This window comes from Sphingomonas sp. Leaf30 (assembly GCF_001422525.1).
GTDB classification, from domain to species: domain Bacteria; phylum Pseudomonadota; class Alphaproteobacteria; order Sphingomonadales; family Sphingomonadaceae; genus Sphingomonas; species Sphingomonas aerolata.
This window is the reverse complement of the sequence record NZ_LMKZ01000003.1, coordinates 11,931-34,757: the sequence shown is the minus strand read 5'-3', so window position 1 is coordinate 34,757 and position 22,827 is coordinate 11,931. Positions and strand designations below refer to the sequence as shown.

Sequence of the window (22,827 nt, the reverse complement as noted above, 5' to 3'; positions counted from 1 at the left end):
GCCTAAGCGCATTTCACAGCCGGTCCCAGTGTCCGGCCGTGTGAAGGCAGCCGTCAACCTTTCAAGGTTGGCGGCTGTTTTTATTTAAATTCAGCGCGATCGAGACTGCGGAGGGATTGATGTGGTGCGACGACCGCCGTTGACCGACACTTAAGCGTACGGACAGGCGCGAACTGGTCGAAGTCGACTTCCTTATGCCGTCCACAGCCACAGACCAGATCTATAGTCCGGATACCGGGGGACCGCATGGGTCGAGTTTAAGTGGTCAAACGTCGACGGAGTGACAATGCAGAAAATCCAATAAAAGCTGCCTTTATCGGATCACATTTGACGTCGGCAACGTGTTTCATCACGCGATCAAGGAACCCCCTCCCGTCACAAAGGTCGCTCTCGTCTCGATATTCCGTTAGCCACGAATTAAATTGGCGACGATCCGTTTCAATGGGTTTGAAATAGCTGATATTGTCATGACGTGAGTCGTTGGCAATTCGGTCCATTACAACCTGCACGGCGGCAGCGTCCCCCTCCAACGCCTGTATGAAGCGGGTACCGTCAAATAGTAGAAGACCGGTGATATTTAGAGAGCGATTTCTGGCGGCAGCAAGGTCGCGAAGCTCGGCCAAGTCGCTCGCCGTGAATCTGTGTTTGGCCCTGCTAATGTAAATGATGATCCGCATTGGGTCCCTCGAACCGAATCATAGGAGAAACATGTCGATCGAAGGGACTCCGGCCGAGGGCTCATTTTCAAGTTGTTTTGGTTAAAAAAGGTTTAACGGTCTCTAATTGAACCCTGGCAAGGATAACTTACGTCGGTCACGTTGGGTGAATGCGCTCCGATCGTTCCGGTAGCGTGAGCGCCTATCGGGCAGCGATAGCCATCTTACGAAACGCCGCTTGCCGCGTCGCGCCAGCCTGTTGCGACGGTGTCCAGTCCTCGACCCGCTCCGTGCGGCTCTCCCACATATAGGCCGCGACGTGTTCGAACACCGCCTCCTCATCGTTGTCCGTGCAGAGCCAGCATCGTCCGGACACATAGACCTGACGGCCCAAGCCCTGCGAGCTAAGCTCAGTGAGACCCCTAACGGTCGCGTAGACACACCAGGGGTCCGCCTAGCGCTGCGCTGTCTCTGGCATCACTGTCCCCGAGCGCTGGCCCCTCGTGATGTTTCGGGCTGGTGCGCAGCAGGATAACGAAACCGGCCGGTGCCAGAGTGTGACGGCCTCATTCAACGGCATTGTGCGGCAGCTGCATCGATCCGGCGCAAATACCGAAGTCAGCAACGCGCGGGCGGCATCGGCATCGGCATCGGCATCGGCATCGGCATCGGCATCGAGAAATTGCAGTTAATGCGATTTAACCGCATGAAGTTGCAATTACTAAACAGCTTTAATGCATAAATCCCCTTGTCGAAAGACAAGCACTTTAATCTTAGGGGGTTCAAATGCGCTACTGGCCAATCGGCAAGCCCGTCCGGGGGTAAGTCTTACATCAGCTTGAGAACAGTCATTGTCATTATTGGCGTATCCTGCATCTTTCGAGGCAATGCGTTACTAAGACAAAAGTTGACCTTATACCGGCTGAGTTATAAAAATGCCCGGCTTTCCGAGCCGGGCATTTTTTGCGTTCACGACCTCGTCATATCCTTTACCTGCATCCCATCGGTGCAATCCTGAGAAGCAAGGCCAAGGGTTCTCACTGCTCTTTTGCATAGCGTCATGCGCAGTTTGAAGCAGCCCGCCCACTAAACAACCAATTAAAGGCGTTCGTTAAACCACACTATTGCAACACCCCTTCGTTAATCGCATCGACAGCCGCAGCGACGCGCGCCCAATCGGAGTGGTGGGGGTCGTCGCCCAATATGTCGAGCAGGGTGGCGACAACAGGCGCAGACTCGAGCGCGCCGTGTGTCCGGACAACATCCCATGCCTTCAACCATACTTCGCGCTCGCTCATCATCGGCCGAGGCTATGCGCGCTCCACCGATTCGGGCAAACGATCTCGATAGACGAAGTGACCACCTTTATTGTCGGCATCGACTTCCCGATCGAGGAAAAGAGCAAGAGCAACCGGCGGATGGAGCGCATTCTCTGCGCGCCTGGCGACGTGGTCAAGCCGCGCCTCGAGCCGACGAAGTCGTTCGACTATAACGCTCTTGCCGACTTCAGCAAATGGGGCTTGCAGAGGGGCTATGTAGGGCCCGATTTGGCGCCGAGAGCAACGATATGCTCGATAGCGTCCTCGGAAATTGCCTGAGCGCCCTCGAGTCCAAATTCGCTGAGATATGACCAAGCAACCCACCCAGCATATCTCGGCAGCCCCGGAATAACGAGAACGAGAAATCGGCCGATGGTTACCCCGTAGTCTGCCTTCACCCGGAATCCACCAGTGGAGGCGTCTGTGACGGTCGCCGGTATCATATCGCCCAGAGGCGTCATTATAAGCGCCCCTATGTTGACGGGACGCCGGGACGAGTAACGGCGATCGAGAAGCGCGGGAGAAATATCAGTCGCGATTGTACGATAAATGTTCATATAAAAGCGAGCCTAGGTATAATGCACCCCCGCGTACAGGAGGCTGTCGTGGTCAACTATTCTGCGTTGAGTACTGGCATGCCCGATCGTCAGTAACCTCATTTTCCTTGCTTATGTCTTTGATAATATCTTCTGCTTCTTTCTTTAGCTCGATGATTCTAGATCTGTCCTCGGCCGTGATAACCTGACGGGGCTTCTCGTCAAAGGCGCACAACGCCCCAAGCACGGTGCCGTTTTCGTCTCGAAGAGGCGCACCAATATAAAATTGAATTCCCTGGCTAGTATTTACTAACGGATTACCTGCGAAACGCTCGTCTGCGCCGGCGTCCGGGACGATTGTCAGTTCATCCGGATACAGTATTGCATGCGCGCAGAAGGACGTTGACCTCTCATATATGCCAGCCTCAAAACCTACTGCCGACAAAACATATGACGAGTATTGATAGATTATCGTAATTGCCGCAGAGGCTGCACCTAATCTATTTCGTATTTCTTGTAGTATAGGTTTAAATTTCTTGACATGCGGGTTAGTAATAATCCTGCTTTTTTCGATTGCCATCTCACGATCTCGTTCGTTTTCTGGCTTATCCGCCACAATGTAGAACGAGATCGACATCTTTTATCCTCAACCCATCTTATCATTCGAGCAGATCGGTGGCCTAAGCGTCCGCTTACCCGGCCTGCGACCATACCAAATGATGCCTAACGAAGCCTTAAGATCCACGCGAGATGGCCGCTCGATGCCACGGCCGCGCGTGGTAAAGCGTTACCGGCGCGGAAGTGCTTACCAGATTTGGGGATAAATGAAGGAAGGCGAAGCAATCGCCGTCTTTCAAGCGATGTACGGAAGCGGCGTGAACATCCGGATACAGCTCGGAGGCGGGTGCCGACCCTTCCCGACCCCGTCCCCGATGTTCTGAAACGCCCACCTCCCCGCCATACGCGGCCGCCTCAGCGACAGGTCTACGCCCCCCACGCATTCCACGCATTCCACCCAGACCACGAACGCTCCAAGTTCGGCAATTAACATTGGTCTTGAAGTGCGGTTCGACCTATATTTGGATATGAAGCCCAGCAAGTTCGTTCCGTACTATGAGCGACTGCTAGGGCGAGCGCTTGGAGCTGACGAACGTGACGCGATCACTGAGGCCCGCGACAAAAGTGTTGGGAAACGGGACGCCGTCAAAGCAATGCGTGCGGCATTGCTCAAAATGGTGCCTGACGCTCACGCTAAATCCCGAATTCCCGGTCTGAATCAACGCTCCGCATACCACGCACCCGCGTTCCACCCTGGTGAATTCGCGCCAGTGGCCGCGCAAGAACCGTAGGCGCCATCTTCGGCATGGTGAAGTGCATCAGCCAAAAAAGATGCCACTAGCGGATTATTAGATGCGTCGGCGACGTGAAGCGCCCATGCGATCGCGGAACGCAGAATTTCTGCGTCGTTTCCAAAGGGCATATTCATGGGTAGTTTTGTTACAAAGTGGATCGTTAGACGCCAAGCCATCCTTCGACAAACAAGGTTAAAATCAATCTATGTTGCTTTCCGACAGCGTTTGAGTTGGTTGGAATAAGCATGTTCATAGCTATCCCGAGCAGAACTTAGTCGACTAACTGCCTCCACGCACAGTAGCCTGCCGCTTGGCGTGAGCGGACGCGGCCACCAGATCCATCGCGGAGGCTAAAGCTGCTTCGGGTGTCATCGCCATAGCGTATCCACCGGCTTCAACTAAAACTGCGCCCTCGACGGCAATCGCAGTGAACGGGTTGATGCGCGGCGTGTCGGCCATTTGTAGACTCCTACGTTATCAATAAGAGAATACATTATCATTGGTCGACCATCTTCGATTAGATGCCGCGTTCACAACATATGATAATTTGATGGCAGTCCGTCCGGTAGTAATCGGTGGTGACGGTCCCCCCTGACAATCCTAATACGCGGCCGTCGATGGGGCATGGCGCGAGCGCCGAGCTGGTGATCGGTCAGCGAAAAATCGCCGGGCGATCACATAACGGTCGTCATCGTCCAGCTGGGCGATCTGGGATTCCGCATTTTTGCGGACCAGGATGACGATCTCGGCAACCGACTTCTCGACGCTGACCTTCGTCGCTTCAGCATATGCCATGCGCGTCCTCCAGATTGAGGGTGTCGGGCGTCTCTTTCATCCGGATCGAAAACCGCAGCGTGGTGATATCGTACCCGCGTGCCTCGAGCTCTTCGATCAGGGACGGTCGCTGCTCGATCGCCATCGACGGGAAGGCATTGCCCTGCCGCTTGTCCTCGAGCGCGGATGCCAGCACCCGGGCGTCTGGTTTTTGGGCGCCCTTGCCGCCCCAGACATAGACGAGGCTCGGCGAGCAGTGCCGGTCCTCCCTGCCATAGCCGGCCCTCAACTCGCCCGGCTTGGCCGTCGGCGTCCTGTAACGCTTCATGCTGCCGCGCTCCTGTATCGGGGATTGAGGGTGTCGATGATCATGCGGCGGTCAATGCGGCGACCACGGATTTAAACGGGCGCCCTGCCCGCACATGCTGCTTATAAACCTGGTGGTAGTTCAACCCGAGGTCCTCAACGGCCTCAGCTAGGCATACCGAGCGGCCGTTATGCTCGACCCAGATGGTGCGACGCGTGTTCCGCGCCTGCACTTTATTGGTTGCCCATTGGCAGTTCTCCGGCGTGTAATCCCGTCGTTGTCGCGCCGGTTGATCGAAAGGTGTTCGGCGTACCCGTGCGCGTGTGCCCATGCGGCAAAGACGTCGTAATCTTGCCACTCGCTGCAAACCGAAATGCCGCGACCGGAATAATTCCGCTGAACCTCGTCATCGCCGAGCGCGCAACGATGGCGCATGTTGCACCATATCCGCCACAGGCGAACGTCGGAACCTGCAGGAGCTTTAACTTTCCGTCGCCGCCTGCACCCGCAAGACGTAGATCGACCAGATTTTAAGCCCCCGGCCTGAACCACTGAAGTCGCGCCACAATCGCACTGGCACCTCCACCGCAGGCTGCGCCCTTGTCCAACTGGGCCCAAGACTACCAGCATGCCGAACCGCTCTCCGGTTGGTGTCCAGGTCATCGCAGCTGACTAAATCGAGGGTCGAATTCGACGCCACGGATTGAGTGCGCTTCATTCCGACAAATGAGGGCTTCCCTCGGTGGGCTACAGGGGTATGAAGGGGGAACTTGTCGGGAGACGTGTTGAAAACATTGGGAGAACTGCTGTCTCTTAATCAGCGGGTCCTTGGTTCGAGCCCAAGTGCGTCCACCATTCTCCACCGCAGAAAACAAACGTTTTCCACTGCGGCGGAGTCATGTCTGTTCGACATGGTCCGATACGTCTTCGGACAGCTTCTCTCCCAACCGCATGATATGCGCCCGCCGCGCGACCGCGATTTCTCGCGCGTTGGCGGCGGTTGCCTTGGTGTAGGTGCGCGTGACGTCGGACGTTGGGTGATGCGAGATCGGCCGGACCACCGGGTTGCCCGTCTTCGACTGTATCAGGGCGATCTGCTCGCCTAGCTGGGCCCCTGCCCGCGCAATCGCGCGGCACCCGGTGCCTGTGGCATCCTCCGAGCCGAATACGTCCCAGGCGCGCCGGCAGCGGTCGCTAAAACTAGGTCGTTGGGCAGCAGTCCCTGCCCGTCCCAGCTGGGGCGGCATCATGACGAGCAGGGAACCCTTGCGGGGAGGCGAGGCCTCATCGGCCGGATGAGGCTTTGTGGTTAAGAAATGGTTAACGCCGTGGGTCGATGCGTCGTTTGTACGAACAACGAGGCTGGTCGAATGCCGGGGCACCTCGGCACGGATCGACTTTGGCGATGTCCCGACCAGGACGGGACAGATGATATGGAGCGATAGGCTCTTGCGCATCGCGGATCGGGAATGCCTTGCGGGTGGTTGCAAGCATGCGTACGTGTTCGGCAACCGCGATGGCCGAACCGCTTGTATGGCTCACCGTCGCTGACCTTGCCGATCTCTCAGATATGCGCCCGACGTCTGTCGCCAGTGACAGCCGAGCTCGACTTTGACTTAAATATACGCCGGCGTCGTACCATGGCCCTGGTATTTCTCGCCTTTCACGCTGCTGCGATTGAACATGCCGAGATCTCGGTTGCCCGCCTTCACACTGCTCGGCATCCGCTGGCAGTAACCACGATCCTGGTTTGCTGATCCAGCACCATGTGGTGTCGAGGCCTTGTCGCGCATCGTGAACTCCCATTAACCCTATTGTTTAACTCTTTTCACATTCGCGTTAATTGCGATGTAACTGAGTTCGTGAGAGTCCAAGAATTGAGCGGCGCATTGGTTCCGACCCAAAATTCCGGTAAATTTTGCGAGCAACCAAAGTACCATAGTGCCCTTGGTGCCGTGATACCCAGGGCCGAGGACGTGGTGAGCCGGGCATGGCCGAAACGTTGCAACGAGCGCCTGTTCGGGCAGGCCGAGCATGCCGCGATCGACCCGGGGACAAATTTTCGCGTGATCGTGCAGGTCGACGCGGCCACGTTCCAGGCTCGAAAGTGCGGTGGATTCCGTCGGCCGAGGCGCTAGGCTGCGCCTGATTAAAGGGAGACGTGCCGTGATACGGACCTTGGCCGCTATTGGTCTTGCGATGGCCGTTCCAGCGACCGCGCAGCACACGCGCTCACTGGGGAACGGCACTTCGCCACCCGCGTCAATCGATCAACTGGCCTGGCTGGCTGGCAGCTGGGTCGGCACGGGAATGGGTTCCGACGTGACGGAAACCTACTCCGCGCTGCTGGGAGGCCGGATCACAGGCCATTTCGCGATGGCAGACGGCAAGGGCAGCGTATCGTTTACCGAACTCGTTGATTACGTCCCGCTCCGGGGATCGCTGGCCTATCGGGTTCGTCACTTCAGCCCGGACATGACGGGCTGGGAAGATGGGACGGGCAAGCCCGTAATCTTCCCGCTGGTGGCGGTAGAGAAGGATCGATGGTTTTTCGACGGCATGACGATCGAACGCACGAGCCCGAACGCGCTCACGATGTGGGTAAGGATCACCGAAAAGGGCACGACGAACGAGGTTCCCTTCAGACTGGTCCGGACGCGCTCGGTGGCTCGATAGGTGAGCGGGATTGGTGGTGAAGTGTCCGTGACGTCGATTTTGACAGATGTCTGTGTTGGGGTCGGAGGCGGAATGGCCGGAGTTGGTGAAAAACGGTCAGGCGGCTTTTGAGCCACGCTAAACCATAGCTGCCCTAACCGCGACGCTTGACCACGCTAGTCATCGCAGGTCGTGGGCGTTGAGTGAGGTTGACTGCATCCTGAAGCCTTATGCCGCTAAGCAGGTCGAAGCCTTCCATATACCACCCTAGAGCAATAGGATCAGCTTCGGTGTACGCGCCATTCTCCTTGTCGGTATGGCCGATGAACAGATACGACGGCTTTGAAGAAACTTCGATGTTGAACGAAATTTCTACCACCAGCTTTGCCAAATCGCGGCGCTTCAGGAGAAAACGCAGACGGTCGCCATGTTCCCGGACAATCGCATCAGCGCGGCGGATTACACCCTCCTGATCCGGCCTTGTGGCGAGAATAGCATCCGCAATACCGCGCATGACGATACCACGTTTGTCAGGCGCGTCCGGGAAATCAGCGGTTACGCCGACATAAACATACCGCTGCCACCAGTCGCCGCCTTCATTTGTGAATTTGACTGAACCCGGCTCCAGCAACGGCGTGAACAGCACGTATAGCGCTGGGAATGCTCCAAGGCTGAACCCTTCGCTGTTGAGTAGCCAAGCGATCCGGCGGCCGTAAGCAACCGCCTCCTCCTGGCCTTCCAGATAGGGCGCCGAATTATAGCGTTCTCCGGCAAAGAGCCTGATGTCAGTGATCAGGGACGGGCGGCCATCTTTTGTCATGCCTCGAGACTAGCGTCAGCTTTCGGGCAGCGCCATTGACGCGATGAACCGCAACATCTGGGCGTCAGCGGACGAGCAGGCAGGCATGATCCATCACTAATTCAGCTGACCATATTACGGTCTGCCTGTGCATCGGTGAGCTCCGTCGTGACATAGGCTGCTCGCCGATCACGAGTTGCTGTGGGCTGTGATCGGCCGCGGCGGAGGGGGGCTCTGCCGCCACGGAGGGCGACAGCGCGCGATCAGTCGCGACGTCGGCGTGTCAATTTTCTCAGCTGGGCTTGATTGAGTTCCCGGGTCCGCTTGCGATCGGCGATCAACGCCCGCCGAAGCGCCGCACCGTGCAAAGGCTGTGCAATCCACCTTGAAGACCGCGCGCGCGCAGGCCGCGCCTTACGTCTCGCGGGTGAAAGCCTCCGTGCCTTTTTGGGCATTGATGCTCGAGCCTGGCTCGGCGCGGCATTGGCCTTCTGCGCCACCGGAATATTGCCACCTTCAGCTGGAACTGCGGTCGAGATAGCGGCTGGCTGCGGCCTGACAGGCGGTGCGATGGGGGCTTTTGGGGTTTGGGCGACGGGAGCCTTGACCAGAGCCGGGCGAAGATCTGCCTGGCGGGCGTAATAGGCTGCGCCAACCGTGCTCATGATCCCCAGAACGACTGCGGCGATCGCCGAATATCGTGCCGTACGGATGCTTCGTTGGTTACGGGCCGTGAGGACCGCCAAACGTTTGTCGATGTCCTGACGCTGGTTCGCGAGCGCCCAGAGCGCCGCGTTGCTCCCGATCCTCGCGCCGTAGTGCGAACCCGGAATCGTGCTCGCGGCAACCAGGTATTCCCGATCGGCCGGCTCGATGGCCGGCGGTTGCAGGGGAGGATCGTCGGGGAGTGTTTCCGCAGACCGGGTTGCCGTTGGGGGAGATTCGCTGCTTGCCATGGAAACGCTACGTATCAGATTGAATTAGGTTTTATGCAGCCATTCGGTCCCGACATAGCACACCGACGCCAATACTCCCCGGGTGGAACGCCGGGCCGTGCTTCAGGCCGCGACCGTTCCTCGTGGCGCAGGGCCATTCGGTCGCGACGTCTGGGGCTTGGGCGCGGTGGCGGCCATATACCCGACCAGCATCCACAAGGGGGCGGCGACCTTCATCGAGAAGATCGCGGTGCCGCCGATCATCATGTTGGCGAAGAGATAGACCGCTTCACATCGAGAGCACGGCATTCCATCCAAACCTCGTAGGTGAAGTAAGATGATTCTTCCTCGCGTCATCGCCGCTGCCACGGCCCTGCTGTCCTTCGCCACGGCCGCCGAGGCCGCGCCGCGGTTCGGCGTCAATCTCGCGGGATGTTCGTTCGTCGCGAACGGCGCCCTGTGCCCGACCGTCGCCGACGTCGCCTGGTACGTCGACAAGGCCGGGTTTCGCAGCATCCGCCTGCCGTTCAACGGCAGCCAGATGAATGAGCCCGTCGTCCTCCAGCGGGTGGTCGACGTGGTCAAGGCGGCCAACGCCCGCAACGTGCCCGTGATCCTCGACCGCCATGACTATAAATGGCCGACGCCGGCCGAGCAGATCGCGTTCTGGCTGCCGATCCTGCGCAAGCTCGACAATTCCGAAATGGTCATGATCGACCTGATGAACGAGCCGCGCTTCTTCACCGATCCCGTGGTGACGAACGACTGGATGCAATGGGTTCGCGATACCAACCAGATCGTCGCGGGCATTCGCAAGGCGGGGTTCAAGCACCGCATCCTCGTCGAGTGGCCACAATGGTCCGCGTCATTCCGGTTCGACAAGAACGAACCGGCCAGCCGGGACTGCGAGAGCGCTGCATGCGCGATCGATCGCTCCGGCGGCCTCATCGACCCGCTGAACCGCATCATCCTGTCGCCGCATCGCTATTTCGACACCGGCTCCAGCGGTACTAATGCGGAGTGCGTCAGCGAACCGGCGGGCGACGGCGGACTGAAGATCTTCGCCGCCGCTGCCCGCAAGCGGGGATATCGGGCGATCCTGGGCGAATATGCACTGGGAAGCTCGAAGGGGCTGCCCGCATCCTGCACCGCGATCGCGGCGAACGTCGTCAAGTCGATCAAGACCGACAGCGACGTCTGGCTCGATGCGATGGCCTGGGGCGGCGGTCGCGCGTGGACGGAATCCTATTTCTTCAAGATCGAACCGACCAAGGGCACGCGGGAATCGGTGCCGGTGGCGGCCTACACGAAGATGATCGCGGGACAGTAAGCCGCGAGGGCCCCTCCCTCACAGGCGCGGCGTGAAGGGCCGTATTCCGGCTCTTCATCCAGTGCCGAAGGACCAGGGCGGGTTCTCGAACATTGCCGCCAAGGGCGAGACGCGGCTGGCCATCGCAGAGCTCGGGGTGCTGACGCAGTAGACCGGTCGCGGCGCGGCGTGTGATGGCGAGTAACCAAAAGCTAAGTCTTTGTTGTTTAACATAGCGCAATGTTCATATCGCTTACTGCGCGGATCGTCGCGATCGGCCTCATCGTGGTCCTGGCACTGGGGTCGCTGGCCGGGCTGCTCGCCGACGCCTCGTACCAGGCCAGCCAGAGCTTCCAATGGGCCGCCCATTCCGCGCAGGTCATCGAGATGACCGAGGCGGCGCTGAACGATCTGCGCGAGGCCGAGTCGGGCCAGCGCGGGTTCGTCATCACGCGGGATCCAGCCTATGCCCGGTCCTTCGCCAAACGCCTGGACAGCGCCGCCCGGACCATCGCGCGGGTTGCGGGCCAGACCCGCGACAACCCGCGCCAGCATGCCCGTGCGCGCGAAATGGCATTGCTGATGAAGGAGCGGTCCGCCTTTCTGCGCCAGCCGCTCGACCTTGCCCGCCGGGGCAATTTTGCGGGAGCGGTCACGATCATCGCCAGCGGCCGTGGTCGCGACCTGATGGATGCGATCAGCGTGCGCGGAGAGGCCTTTCTCGAAGAGGAACGCGCGTTGCAGACCACGCGGCAGGATGCGGCGGCGCAGCGCCTGCGCCGCGGCAAGCGGCTTGCCATCTTCGGCGCGATCGCCGTCGCGCTGATCGTCATCGGCGGCTTTACCTTGCTGGTGCAAGGTATCCGCCGCCCGCTGGAAACCATGTTGCGCGCGATGACCGCGCTGGGCAGCGGGGACGAGCAGACGCGGATCGATACCGCGATGGGGTCGCGCGAATTCAACCGCCTCGCGATCGGCTATAATGCGATGGCCGACCGGCTGGAGGGCGCGGTTTCCGATCAGGGCGCGAGCGAGCGCCAGCTGCAGGTCGTCAACGCCGAGCTCGAGCGCAATACCAAGACGCTGCGCGAACGCGGCGACGTGATCGAGCTGCTCGGCGGCATGGCGCATCGCATGCAGGCCGCCCGCACCGACGACGAGCTGGCCCAGATCATCCGGGTGTTCGTACCGCAGGTTCTGCCCGACATTCCCGGCGCGTTGTACGCACACAACAACTCGCGCAACTGCCTGGTCCCGGTCGCCAGCTGGGGAGACATCGTCGTGCCCGACGACGGCTTCGCGCCGGAGCGGTGCTGGGCGCTGCGCCGTGGCCAGAGCCATTCCGTCGTGGATCCGCGCCGCGACATCGTCTGCGCGCATGTCGCCGAGGGCGAGGTCTATCACTGCGAGCCGCTGCTCGCGGGCGGCGAGGTCATCGGCGTGCTCTATCTGCGCGGCCGGATCGAGGCCGAGAACCGCTTCCGGATGAACGTGCTGACCGAAAACATCGCCTCGGCGCTGGTGAACCACCGCCTGCAGCGGTCGCTGCGCGAACAGACGATCCGCGATCCGCTGACCAGCCTGTTCAACCGCCGCTACATGGAGGAAGCGCTCAAGCTGGAGATCGCCCGCGCCTCGCGGTCGGGCAATCCGCTCAGCCTGGTCATGTGCGACGTCGATCATTTCAAGCGGTTCAACGACGAGTTCGGTCACGACGCGGGGGACGCGGTGCTCCAGCAGGTCGCGGCCGAGATGCGCAGCCGGTTCCGCGACGGCGATGTCGTCTGTCGCTTCGGCGGCGAGGAGTTCACCATCATCGCGCCGGGCACGACCGCGGAGGCGCTGGCCAAGCGAGTCGATATCGTCCGGCAGGCGATCTCCGAGATCGCCGTCCGCCACGGCAACCGCGCACTGGGATCGACCAGCATGTCGTTCGGCATCGCGACCTGGACGGACATCATGGACCGGGAGGGCGCGACGCTGATCCAGGCGGCAGACATGGCGCTGTATCAATCCAAGCGCGACGGCCGCAACCGCGCGACGATCAGCGCGCTCGCGGCCTGATCAGGGCGCTCCGGAGATCGATATCCCCCGCCGTACCGGGCGGTGTCAGAAGAGCTTGCGCAGGCCCAGCCTGACGGACCGGCCGACCGGATCGATATACGCCGCCTGGAACCGGTTCGGCGTCCGCCCGAGCCGATCGCGAACCGCGATACGGTCGTTGAGCAGGTTTTCGACCGTCAGCTGCAGCGTCATGTTGCTTGCCCAGGGACGTTTGATGATCTGGTCGACCTTGAGCGAGCTATAGGGCACCAGCCAGGTCCGACCTGAAAAGCGCAGATCCGACGCCGCCAGGTCGCTGCGGATCCGGGTCGGCCCCTGCAGACGGCCGTACACGCCGATGCTCGCAGCCCCGAGCGATCCGCTGAGGTTCAGCTCGGTTTCCCAGCGCGGTCGTCCGCCGGTGCCGGTCAGCGTGTCGCCATCGAGGAGATCGAGTGCCGGCCCCCCGCTCCGCAACGACAGGCGATCGTCGAGCCGCCACGTCGTGGTCATCGACATGTTGAGGTGCGGCCGGGGCCGGGGTGGCGCCGGCGGTGGCACATCCTTCGCGGCAATGCCGACGGGCGGCGTCAGCGGCGCAGGCGCACGCCCGATCGGCGTCGACAGGCTGATCGTCGCCTGCACCTTCGTTTCGCGTTCGCGGGCGATGTTGACCGGCCGCAGATCGGCGCTGACGAGCTGTCCTGTTGCATCACGCTGGAACGCCCCGGCAAATGCGGTCTGGAAGGCCGGGGTGGCGCTGCCCAGCGTCGCGGTCTGATTGTCGATGCGCGTCTGGAGATAGTTGAGCGTGAGCCGCAGATCGCGGGCCTTGATCGGCGACACGGCGACACCCAGCGTGACGAGCCGCCGGCGTTCCGGGTCGAGCGCGGGATTCCCGCCGGCGATCGTCGTGACGAGCACGCTGGTGCCGGTGGTGAAATCGAAAAACGGCGTGTTCGGGGTGGTCACCGTCGGGTTGGTCAGCAGCGCGATCGCTGGTGGGGTCTGCGCGGCATTGACCGAGGCGATCAGCTGGACCGGCCGCACCGGCGACCATGTCAGGCCGTAGTTGGAACTGAGCAGCCGGCCGTAATCGGACACGTCCGAGACGCCGATCATGCCGTTGACCGACAGCTGTCCGAGGAACGCGAGAACGTCCTGATTGGCAGAGGCGATCGGCAGATCCGCGTTGACGCTGGCGCCCCCGGTGGTGCGCGTCAGATCGAGCGTCGTGTCGCGCAAGCCCGGCAGGCTGCCCGAACTGCTCGACCGGGCATAATCCCCCGAGAGCGTGATCTGCGCGTCGCCGGCCGGCAACCGGACCAGCGGGCCGTTCGCGACCGCCTTTGTCAGCAATGTGCCGGTAACGGTCCGGCTGCGATCGGCCAGCCGAAGCGCCGCCGCCTCGGAACTTACGCGCGCCAACGGATCGCCCCCCGCATCGATCGTGGCCTGCAGATCGTCGATCGGCACGCCGCGTTCGGACCGCGCCACCCCCAGCACCCGGTCATAGCTGGTCGTGACGTTCCACCCCCAGCGCCGGATACTGCCCTGGACCATGCCCGATCCATGCAGTGTCAGGCTGGTGCTCCGCTGCCGGAGCACCGCATCGGGCAGGTAGCGATAGAGCAGGACATCATCCGCAAAGGGCAGCGCACCGCGTCCTCCCGGCACGCTCAGCAGCGCGGGCGCCAGACCGTTCACGCCGATGTTACGCTGCGCCTCCATCGACAGGTTGAGCGATCCGCTCATCGTCCGCCCGATCGGCGCCGCGAGCGTTCCGTCGACCGAAATCCTGTCGCTGCGCTGCTGGAGCGAGCGATAACGCCCGATATCGGTGACCGCGGGTGCCCCGGCGCCGGCGGCATAGCCCGCCAGAGTGTCGCGCCCCGCCGGGTCGTCCGGCACGGCGGCGATCGTGACCGGGGCCCCGACGAGCGCATCGAGCGCGGGATCGATACTGGCCCCGCCTATTCCCGTAACGGTGCCGCCAAGCGCATAGAGCGTGTCCGGATCGGGCAGGATCGCGCGTTCGTTCTGCAGGATCGGGTTGAGCCGAAGATGCGACAGCGTCAGCGTCGCGCGGCGCGGCCCGTCGATCCGTGCGGCGGTCACCTCGGCATAGCTTGTCTCGCCCCCGCCTTCGGTCGTGACACCCGTGGCCTGCTGGTAGGTGACCGCGCGAAACCGCTTTTTGGTGATGAAGTTCATCACCCGGACGGTGGCCGGAAACCCGAAGCGTGCGGCCTCGGACTCGGGCAGGACCTCGATCTTCTCCATCGCCTCCTGCGGCAGGCTGTAGAGTTCGTTCATGCTCGACATGCGTCGACCGTTGAGCAGATAGACCGGATCGCCGCCGCTCGCCGACGTCGTCAGGGGTTTCAGGCGCTCGAGCAGCGTCTTGAGATCGGTCGCACCCAGCGACTGGATCCCGGCCTGATCGAGGGTCGCGGTCGGATCGATCGCCCCGACCGCGCTGCCCGGGCTCCGCTGGCCCGTGATGACGATGTCGTCGCCCGACGCCGATGCCGGCACGGGGATCGCCTGCGTCGATCCGGCCGCGGGACAGACCACGCCGCCCCCGAGGCAGACGAGCATCGACGGATACAGGCGGACCGGCGCGTGAACCCTCACGAACGGCGGATCGGGATGGCGGGGGGATCGATCATCGTCACACTCTCACGCAGCGGGCGAGATCGAGTGGAGCGGTATTATATGTCGGGAATAGGGCGGCTTGTGAAAGCAGGCAGGGCAGTATGCCTGAAGGCAGCGCGGTCACGCCGCGGATCGGGGCGTCGGGACGCGATCCGGCGCATCGCCGGCATGGGATGACGCAAGACTATTGCCTATCGTCCGGGCCGGATTACGCTTCGTAACCGTAGCGCGAGACTGCGAGTCGGAGATCGATGGTCGCGCGCTGCTGCAGGTCTATCCGAGGTGATCCGCTATGGCCGTCAGGGACAAGGCTTCGATCGATACCCAGCATGCCGTGATCGTCGTGATCCGGGGCGATCCCGTCCCCGACGCGGCGGTGCCGACGATCGAACTGGATCTCGCGAAATTTCAGAGCGGTCGCTGGGCGCTGCAGCTCGACGCGGCATTTGCCCGGCGCGAGGAGCCGGCGGTGATCCTGGCGCAGGGCGTCGCGTGTCTGGCCGTCGCGTGGTGGGCGCAATTGTCGCCGCGCAGCTATTTGCAGGCGATCGAGGGCGCGGTCCTGCTGTCGCCGCTGTCGGTCGGCTTCGGTCAGGAGGCGATCGCGGCGGCGGCGCGACCCGGGCCGACGACGCGCCTGCCCTTCCCGTCGGTCGTCGCCTGTGCCCCGGGTCCGTTCATCGACCGGGTGCTGGCGCTGGCCGATCGCTGGGGCAGTCATTTCGTCGAGCGCGGATCGATCGCCGTACCGGCGCCGACGACGCGCACCGCCACCCCGACCGAGGACGAGGCCCGGCTGATCGCGCTGCTCCCGCTGCTCCAGCACCGGGTACCGGGCGATGCGTTCACGCCCGGCCCCCGCCCCGCACGGCGCCTCCGCCGACCCGCCGCGATCGACTGAGCGCGCCTGCCGTCGGCGCTGCGCCGCGAGGCCCGCCCCTCCCCACCCTCCCGGTCGGCATCGTCGCCACGCTGACGAGCGCGCCGCAAGCGTGCCTCGTCGAGATCGCGCAGGTCGATCCCGCGGATTGATTGGAGCGACCGCTGGCGCCGGCGCCGTCCGCTAAACCCAGGCTTGATCGGGCCAAAGCCGCTATCGATGGCGGTCCGCGCGTCGGCGTGGCAGAGGGCGCGCTTAATTCATCCGAGGCTTCATGACCGATCTCGCCGTCCTTTACGAACATCCCGCCTGGTTCGTGCCGCTGTTCGCAGCGCTCGACGCGCGCGGCGTCGAGTTCTCGCGCGCCACGCCGGACGGGTTCTGGAACCCCGCGGACCAGACTGCGCCGGCGCGCGTCGTGTTCAACCGGATCGCGATGTCGAGCTTCCTGCGCAGCGACGAGCATCCGATCTTCGACACGATGGCGATGCTCGATCACTGGCGCCGCACCGGCGCGCGCGTGATCAACGGCGCCGACGTGCTCGCGATCGACGCCTCCAAGGCGCGGCAATTGTCGCTGATCGCGTCGCTCGGCCTCGCAATCCCCGAGACGCGCGTCGTCCACCGCGCCGCCGACGTCGTCGGCGCCGCGCAGACGCTGCGCTTCCCGCTGGTCGTGAAGGCCAATATCGGCGGTTCGGGCGCGGGGATCATCCGCTTCGACAGCCTCGACGAACTCCGCGCCGCGGTCACCGACAACGGCCTGCCGAGCAGCGTCGACGGCGTGCTGCTCGTGCAGGAATATGTCCCCGTCCGGGGTGGCGCGATCACCCGGATCGAGACGCTCGACCGCAAGTTCCTCTATGCGATCGACGTCGCGGGCGGCGGCGCGTTCGATCTCTGCCCCGCGGATGCGTGCGTCGTCCCCGGCTCAGGGATCAAAATGGCCGCGGTCGAGCCGTCGCAGGTGCTGAAGGATGCCGCCGAGGCGATCGCGCGCGCGGTCGATCTCGATGTCGGCGGGGTCGAGGTGATGATCGACGACCGCGACGGCGTCGCGCGCTTCTACGACGTCAACGCGCTGTCCAATTTCGTCGCCAGGCCGCTCGACGTCCTCGGCTGGGATCCGCATGACCGGCTCGTCGATTACCTGATCGAACAGATTGGGAAGACTCGTTGATGCGCTATGGCTATTGGACTCCGGTTTTCGGCGGCTGGCTTCGCAACGTCCCCGACGAGGGGATGGAGGCGAGCTGGGCCTATACCAAGGCGCTGACGCAGAATGCGGAGCGCTGGGGCTATGACCTGACGCTCATCGCCGAGCTCAACCTCAACGACATCAAGGGCGTAGAACAGCCCGCGCTCGATGCGTGGTCGACCGCGGCGGCGCTCGCGGCGGTGACCAACAGCATCGAGCTGATGGTCGCGGTGCGCCCCAATTTTCACCACCCGGCGCTGTTCGCCAAGGCGGCGGCCAATATCGACCGGATCTCAGGCGGGCGGCTCGCGCTCAACGTCGTATCGTCCTGGTGGGCGGACGAGGCGAAGCAATATGGCCTGCAGTTCGACCAGCATGACGATCGCTACGCGCGCACCGACGAATGGCTGTCGGTCGTCGACGGGCTGTGGACCGAGGAGCGGTTCAGCTTTGCCGGGCAATTCTACACCACCGAGCAGGCGATCTGTTCGCCCAAGCCCGCCAAGCGCCCGACCGTCTATGCCGGCGGCGAGAGCGAGAAGGCGAAGGCGATGATCGCGGCCAAGTGCGATGCCTATGTCATGCACGGCGACCCGGCCGACGCGATCGCGCCGAAGATCGCCGACATGGCGGCACGACGCGAAGCCGCGGGCGGTGCGCCGATGCAGTACGGCATGGCCGCCTATGCGATCGTCCGCGACAGCGAAGCGGAGGCGAAACGCGAACTCGAGCGGATCACCAGCGTCACCGAACTGCCCGCAGGCTATGCCAATTTCGACCAGTGGCTGTCGGGCACGCAGCTCGAACGCGAATTGAAGATCCAGGAATATTCGGTCTCGAACCGCGGGCTGCGCCCCAATCTGGTCGGCACGCCCGAACAGCTGAAGGAGCGGATCGCGGAATATGAGGCCGCGGGTCTCGACCTGCTGCTGCTCCAGATGAGCCCGCAGGCCGAGGAAATGGAGCGGTTCGCGGTGCAGGTGATGGGGTCCGCATGATCCGCCTGCGCGACGTTTCCAAAACCTACCCGGCGAGCGATGCGGCGGCGCTCGACGGCGTGTCGCTGGAGATCCCGGCGGGCGGCGTGTTCGGGGTGATCGGTCAGTCCGGCGCGGGCAAGTCGACGCTGATCCGGCTGATCAATGCGCTCGAACGGCCGACGTCGGGGCGCGTCGAGGTCGACGGTATCGACGTCGCAGGCCTGTCGGCAGCGGAGCTGCGCGCGCTCCGGCGGCGGATCGGCATGATCTTCCAGAATTTCGGGCTGCTCTCCTCGCGGACGGTCGCGGCGAACGTCGCCTTCCCGCTGGTGCTCGCGGGGGTCGCAAAGGCGACGCGCGAGTGCAAGGTTGCCGCCTTGCTCGACCGGGTCGGCCTGTCCGATCACGCCGCCAAATACCCCGCCCAGCTGTCCGGCGGGCAGAAGCAGCGCGTCGGTATCGCGCGCGCGCTCGCCACCGACCCCGACATCCTGCTGTGCGACGAGGCGACGAGCGCGCTCGACCCCGAAACCACGCGCTCGGTGCTTACGCTGCTCCGCGACCTCAACCGCGACCTCGGGCTGACGATCGTCCTGATCACGCATGAAATGGACGTCGTCCGCTACGTCTGCGACCGCGTCGCGGTGCTGGAACGCGGCCAGGTCGTCGAGACCGGCACCGTCACCGACATCTTCGCCAACGCCGCGCATCCGGCGACCCGGCGCATGCTGGCGGCCCTCGCCGCATGACCTTCTTCGAAAATGTCGACTGGTCCGATATCGGCCAGGCGTGCCTCGACACGCTCATCATGCTCGCCGGGTCGCTGGTGCTGACGATCCTGCTCGGCCTGCCGCTCGGCGTGCTGCTGTATCTGACCGGCAAGGGGCGGCTGATCGAGAACCGGCTCGCCAATGGCGCGCTCGGGATCGCCGTCAACATCCTGCGCTCGGTGCCGTTCATCATCCTGCTGATCGTGATGATCCCGCTGACCGTGCTGCTGGTCGGCACGTCGCTGGGCGTCGCGGGGGCGATCCCGCCGCTGGTGGTGGGGGCCGCGCCCTTCTACGCGCGCCTCGTCGAGGGATCGCTGAAGGAGATCGACCGGACGACGATCGAGGCGGTGCAGGCGATGGGCGCGACGACCCGCCAGATCATGACGCGCGCGCTGATCCCCGAGGCGATGCCCGGGCTGATCTCGGGCGCCACCGTTACCGCGGTGGCGCTCGTCTCGTTCACCGCGATGGCAGGCGTGGTCGGCGCTGGCGGGCTTGGCGATCTCGCGATCCGCTTCGGCTATCAGCGCTTCCAGACCGACGTGATGGTCGTCACCGTCGTCCTGCTGGTCGTCCTCGTCCAGATTCTCCAATATGCCGGCGACGCGCTCGCCCGCCACTTTACCCGCCGCTGATCCAACGATTCTAGGAAATGCCATGAACCGCCGCACGCTTCTCGCCTCGCTCTCGCTGCTTGCGCTCGCCGCATGCGGTGGCGCCAAGACGGATGACGGCACGGCACTGACCGTCGCCGCGACCGCGGTGCCGCATGCCGAGATCCTCGAATCGATCAAGCCCGCGCTCGCCAAGCAGGGCGTCGATCTCAAGATCCGCGTCTTCAACGACTATGTGCAGCCCAACCTTCAGGTCGAGCAGAAGCAGATCGACGTCAGCTATTTCGAGACCAAGCCCTATCTCGACGAGTTCAATGCTTCGCGCGGCACGCATCTGGTTCCCTATGCGGGTGTCCATGTCGAGCCGCTGGGCGCCTATTCGCGCAAGTGGAAGACGATCGCGCAGGTCCCGAACGGCGCGACCGTCGCGATCCCGAACGAGCCGAGCAATGGCGGCCGCGCGCTGCTGCTGTTGCAAAAGGCCGGGCTGATCACGCTGAAGAACCCGACCAACCCGCTGTCGAGCCTCAACGACATCGCGACCAACCCCAAGAACCTCAAGTTCAAGGAGCTGGAGGGCGCCACCCTGCCCCGCACGCTCGGCGAGGTCGATCTGGCGCTGATCAACACCAACTATGCGCTCGACGCGAAGCTCAACCCGGTGCGTGACGCGCTCGCGATCGAGGACAAGAACAGCCCCTATGTCAATTTCGTCGTCGGCCTGCCCGGTGGCGACAAGGATCCGCGCGTCGTCAAGCTGATCGCCGCGCTGCGAAGCCCCGAGACGCGGCGCTTCATCGCGGATCGTTATGCGGGCGCGGTGCTGCCGGCGTTCTGAGCCCCGGTGACGAACGGATCGCTGCACGTCATCCGCCCGGGCGCATCGACCCGCCCCGAGACGCGGCGCCGATAGGTTGGCGCGGTCGCCGCCGTGATCGTGACGTCGTACCAGCCATGGCTGTTGCGGAGCGGCCAGCGGTAGCGCGCGTCGACCAGCCCGGTCACGAGCGCCGCCGCCCCGACGCGCTCGACCTGCGCGACCAGCGCGTGTTCGCGGTGTCCGGCGGGAAGCACTAATCCCAATTCGGTCGGTGTCGCGTGCCAGACGAGCAGCGACATCGACGCCGGGTCGTTGCGATGCCCCGCATAATGCCGGTGGAATCCGTTCGGGCCCAGCACCCAGAGATCATAGCGCCCCTCCGCGTCGAATCCCCATTGCCCGTCGAGCGTGCGCCCGGGCTCGACCGTGAAGCGGCGGGGCGGCTGGTCCAGGCCCCTGCGGTCATAGACGTGGAACACCGCGGCCTGCGTGCCGTCGGCCGCGAAGTGCAGCCGGATCGCGTCACCCGTGATCGTCTCGCCGACGCGCAGCGCATAGGGGAGCGGGCGGGAGCGGCGGATGCCGGGCTCATGCCACGGGAGGGACTCACCCAGTGGGGCCTGCGGGCTAACCTGCCGGGGGATCGCCGCGGCGCGCGCGGCTTCGGCACGCGGATCGGGCATCGCCGCGAAGGGCGTGACGTCGGCGGCGGTGAAGTAGAATGCCGAGGTCAGGTCGCCGCAGACCGCGCGGCGCCACGGCGCGATATTGGGCTCGTGAAAATCGAACCGGCGTTCGAGGAAGCGGATCACCGAGCTGTGGTCGAACACCTGCGAATTGACCCACCCGCCCCGGCTCCACGGCGAGACGACGTACATCGGCACGCGCGGCCCCAGGCCATAGGCGCGGCCGCGATAGGCGGGGAGGTCGAGCGCCGCGTCGCCCCTGCTCGGGTGGAGGTGATAGCTGCCGGTCAGGTCGACCGTCGATCCGCCGAGCAGCGTGCCATCGGCAGCGTGCGACGGCGGCGCGGGCGGCGGGACATGATCGAAAAAGCCGTCATTCTCGTCGAACATGACGAACAAGGCGGTCCGCGCCCAGATTTTCGGGTCCGCGGTGAGCGCGTCGAGCAGCTCGGCGGTATAGGCCGCACCCTGTGCCGGGCTCGACGGACCGGGATGCTCGGATCCCTTGGCGGTGGCGATGACATACGACACCTGCGGCAGTCGCCCGGCCAGCACGTCGGTGCGCAGCGCGTCGAGCCCGCGCGTCGTCAGCGCCCGGTCGCGCAGCTCCGCGTCGCCAGCCGCATGATGCGCCGCGCGGAAGGCGGCGAACCCGACCAGCGGGTTGTCGGTGAAATTGTCCGCCATGTCCTGATAGATGCGCCAGTCGACGCCCTTGGCCTGCAACCGCTCGACGACCGTGGTCCAGCGATAGGGGTCGGGATCGCCGCCATCCTCCGGGAAACTGTCATGCGAATTGCCGATCGCCGGACCGCCCAGCGTGCCGCCGGGATCGTTGGTACCGCTCCACAGGAACAGCCGGTTGGTGTTGGTCCCCGTCTGTACCGAACAGTGATAGGCGTCGCACAGCGTGAACGCCTCGGCGAGCGCGAACTGGAACGGCAGGTCCTCGCGCCGGTAATGCCCCATCGCCCGCTGGCTCTTCGCCTCGGGCCAGTGCGCCATCCGCCCCTCGTCCCAGCCGCGCTGCGCATCGGGCCAGCTGTGCGGCGTACCCTCCATCCGCATCAGGTCGAAATTGGTGCGCGTGGCGAGATGGAAGGGCAGCACGGTCCGCGCGCCGCCCGGTGCGGTCCGGTCGCGCTGATACCAGACCGGCGCCGCCGCCCCGCCCGCAGCCGTTGCCGGCACGGGGATCGGCAACCGGTCGGCAAACCCGCGGACGCCGCGCAACGTGCCGAAATAATGATCGAAGCCACGATTTTCCTGCATCAGGATGACGACATGCTCGACATCCATGATCGAGCCCGTCTTCACATCGGGCGCGATCGCCGCCGCCCGCGCGATCGCCGCGGGAAAGGCGGACAGCGCGGCACTGGTGACGCCCGCACCGAGCAGTGTACGACGGGAGACATCGGTCATCGGGGCAACCCACAGGAGGAGCGCATGGTCCGCAAACGCCCGCGGACCATGCCGGTTCAGATCAGACGTCGAGCGACAGCGGCGACGGCGTGTTCATCCAGGATCGTTAGG

General features: G+C 63.7%; 23 protein-coding genes. 11 read left to right on the top strand and 12 right to left on the bottom strand.

Translation table 11 applies throughout. The annotated features are described in order from the left end of the window. Positions 1–257: 257 nt before the first annotated feature. The gene (locus tag ASE89_RS09365) at positions 258–677 is read right to left on the bottom strand and encodes a BLUF domain-containing protein (RefSeq protein WP_056676622.1); all 420 of its coding nucleotides are present in this window, start codon (positions 675–677) and stop codon (positions 258–260) included. A gap of 526 nt (positions 678–1,203) precedes the next feature. Between ASE89_RS09365 and ASE89_RS20330 the strand changes: the two genes are divergently transcribed. Both ASE89_RS20330 and ASE89_RS09355 read left to right on the top strand, forming a co-directional pair. Further along, positions 1,204–1,398, top strand: a complete 195-nt coding sequence (locus ASE89_RS20330) for a hypothetical protein (RefSeq protein WP_156363392.1) — start codon at positions 1,204–1,206, stop codon at positions 1,396–1,398. 613 nt (positions 1,399–2,011) lie between these two features. Continuing rightward, positions 2,012–2,254 (top strand): hypothetical protein, encoded by a 243-nt coding sequence (locus tag ASE89_RS09355; RefSeq protein ID WP_056676614.1) that lies wholly within the window; start codon positions 2,012–2,014, stop codon positions 2,252–2,254. A gap of 330 nt (positions 2,255–2,584) precedes the next feature. Here the strand turns inward: ASE89_RS09355 and ASE89_RS19705 are convergent, their stop codons facing one another. The 6 genes from ASE89_RS19705 to ASE89_RS20320 form a co-directional block, all read right to left on the bottom strand. Next, complete coding sequence (locus ASE89_RS19705; protein WP_082451370.1) at positions 2,585–3,148, bottom strand: GAF domain-containing protein; 564 nt, start codon at positions 3,146–3,148, stop codon at positions 2,585–2,587. Between the two features lie 994 nt (positions 3,149–4,142). Beyond that, positions 4,143–4,322: a hypothetical protein gene (locus ASE89_RS20325; RefSeq protein WP_156363391.1), complete on the bottom strand. Its 180-nt coding sequence runs from the start codon at positions 4,320–4,322 to the stop codon at positions 4,143–4,145. 141 nt (positions 4,323–4,463) lie between these two features. Further along, complete coding sequence (locus ASE89_RS09345; protein ID WP_056676608.1) at positions 4,464–4,658, bottom strand: hypothetical protein; 195 nt, start codon at positions 4,656–4,658, stop codon at positions 4,464–4,466. Beyond that, a complete protein-coding gene (locus ASE89_RS09340) occupies positions 4,645–4,965 on the bottom strand; it encodes a hypothetical protein (protein ID WP_056676605.1) in 321 nt (106 codons plus the stop codon). The genes ASE89_RS09345 and ASE89_RS09340 overlap by 14 nt, the downstream gene beginning before the upstream one ends. An 875-nt stretch (positions 4,966–5,840) precedes the next feature. After that, positions 5,841–6,401: a hypothetical protein gene (locus tag ASE89_RS09335; RefSeq protein WP_056676601.1), complete on the bottom strand. Its 561-nt coding sequence runs from the start codon at positions 6,399–6,401 to the stop codon at positions 5,841–5,843. A 159-nt stretch (positions 6,402–6,560) separates the two neighbouring features. Beyond that, a complete protein-coding gene (locus ASE89_RS20320; RefSeq protein WP_156363390.1) occupies positions 6,561–6,737 on the bottom strand; it encodes a hypothetical protein in 177 nt (58 codons plus the stop codon). A gap of 373 nt (positions 6,738–7,110) precedes the next feature. Between ASE89_RS20320 and ASE89_RS09330 the strand changes: the two genes are divergently transcribed. After that, positions 7,111–7,620 carry a DUF6265 family protein gene (locus ASE89_RS09330; protein WP_156363389.1) on the top strand — a complete coding sequence of 170 codons (510 nt, stop codon included), beginning with the start codon at positions 7,111–7,113 and terminating at the stop codon, positions 7,618–7,620. A gap of 133 nt (positions 7,621–7,753) precedes the next feature. Here ASE89_RS09330 and ASE89_RS09325 read toward each other — a convergent pair whose 3' ends face one another. From ASE89_RS09325 to ASE89_RS20310, 3 genes are all read right to left on the bottom strand, one after another. Beyond that, entirely contained in the window at positions 7,754–8,419 is a 666-nt protein-coding gene (locus ASE89_RS09325) for a hypothetical protein (protein ID WP_056676596.1), read from the bottom strand. A gap of 242 nt (positions 8,420–8,661) precedes the next feature. Next, the gene (locus ASE89_RS20315) at positions 8,662–9,354 is read right to left on the bottom strand and encodes a hypothetical protein (protein WP_156363388.1); all 693 of its coding nucleotides are present in this window, start codon (positions 9,352–9,354) and stop codon (positions 8,662–8,664) included. 102 nt (positions 9,355–9,456) lie between these two features. After that, positions 9,457–9,642, bottom strand: a complete 186-nt coding sequence (locus ASE89_RS20310) for a hypothetical protein (protein ID WP_156363387.1) — start codon at positions 9,640–9,642, stop codon at positions 9,457–9,459. 28 nt (positions 9,643–9,670) lie between these two features. On the opposite strand from ASE89_RS20310, the gene ASE89_RS09320 reads away from it, so the two are divergent. Both ASE89_RS09320 and ASE89_RS09315 read left to right on the top strand, forming a co-directional pair. Further along, positions 9,671–10,663, top strand: coding sequence for a cellulase family glycosylhydrolase (locus tag ASE89_RS09320; protein ID WP_056676593.1), 993 nt, complete (start codon positions 9,671–9,673; stop codon positions 10,661–10,663). 219 nt (positions 10,664–10,882) lie between these two features. Next, positions 10,883–12,706: a diguanylate cyclase gene (locus tag ASE89_RS09315; protein WP_082451369.1), complete on the top strand. Its 1,824-nt coding sequence runs from the start codon at positions 10,883–10,885 to the stop codon at positions 12,704–12,706. A 45-nt stretch (positions 12,707–12,751) separates the two neighbouring features. Here ASE89_RS09315 and ASE89_RS09310 read toward each other — a convergent pair whose 3' ends face one another. Continuing rightward, positions 12,752–15,286: a TonB-dependent receptor gene (locus tag ASE89_RS09310; protein ID WP_056676590.1), complete on the bottom strand. Its 2,535-nt coding sequence runs from the start codon at positions 15,284–15,286 to the stop codon at positions 12,752–12,754. A 349-nt stretch (positions 15,287–15,635) separates the two neighbouring features. On the opposite strand from ASE89_RS09310, the gene ASE89_RS09305 reads away from it, so the two are divergent. From ASE89_RS09305 to ASE89_RS09280, 6 genes are all read left to right on the top strand, one after another. Next, complete coding sequence (locus tag ASE89_RS09305; RefSeq protein WP_056676587.1) at positions 15,636–16,244, top strand: alpha/beta hydrolase; 609 nt, start codon at positions 15,636–15,638, stop codon at positions 16,242–16,244. Between the two features lie 253 nt (positions 16,245–16,497). Continuing rightward, a complete protein-coding gene (locus tag ASE89_RS09300; RefSeq protein ID WP_056676585.1) occupies positions 16,498–17,403 on the top strand; it encodes an ATP-grasp domain-containing protein in 906 nt (301 codons plus the stop codon). Then, on the top strand, positions 17,403–18,419 hold the full coding sequence (locus tag ASE89_RS09295) for an LLM class flavin-dependent oxidoreductase (protein ID WP_056676582.1): 1,017 nt from the start codon (positions 17,403–17,405) through the stop codon (positions 18,417–18,419). The genes ASE89_RS09300 and ASE89_RS09295 overlap by 1 nt, the downstream gene beginning before the upstream one ends. After that, positions 18,416–19,150, top strand: coding sequence for a methionine ABC transporter ATP-binding protein (locus ASE89_RS09290; RefSeq protein ID WP_082451368.1), 735 nt, complete (start codon positions 18,416–18,418; stop codon positions 19,148–19,150). The genes ASE89_RS09295 and ASE89_RS09290 overlap by 4 nt, the downstream gene beginning before the upstream one ends. After that, positions 19,147–19,809: a methionine ABC transporter permease gene (locus ASE89_RS09285; protein ID WP_056676579.1), complete on the top strand. Its 663-nt coding sequence runs from the start codon at positions 19,147–19,149 to the stop codon at positions 19,807–19,809. The genes ASE89_RS09290 and ASE89_RS09285 overlap by 4 nt, the downstream gene beginning before the upstream one ends. A 22-nt stretch (positions 19,810–19,831) precedes the next feature. Then, entirely contained in the window at positions 19,832–20,626 is a 795-nt protein-coding gene (locus ASE89_RS09280; protein ID WP_056405600.1) for a MetQ/NlpA family ABC transporter substrate-binding protein, read from the top strand. Here ASE89_RS09280 and ASE89_RS09275 read toward each other — a convergent pair. After that, complete coding sequence (locus tag ASE89_RS09275) at positions 20,596–22,716, bottom strand: phosphocholine-specific phospholipase C (protein WP_056676575.1); 2,121 nt, start codon at positions 22,714–22,716, stop codon at positions 20,596–20,598. The two genes, ASE89_RS09280 and ASE89_RS09275, sit on opposite strands and share 31 nt — an antisense overlap. Between the last annotated feature and the right edge of the window lie 111 nt (positions 22,717–22,827).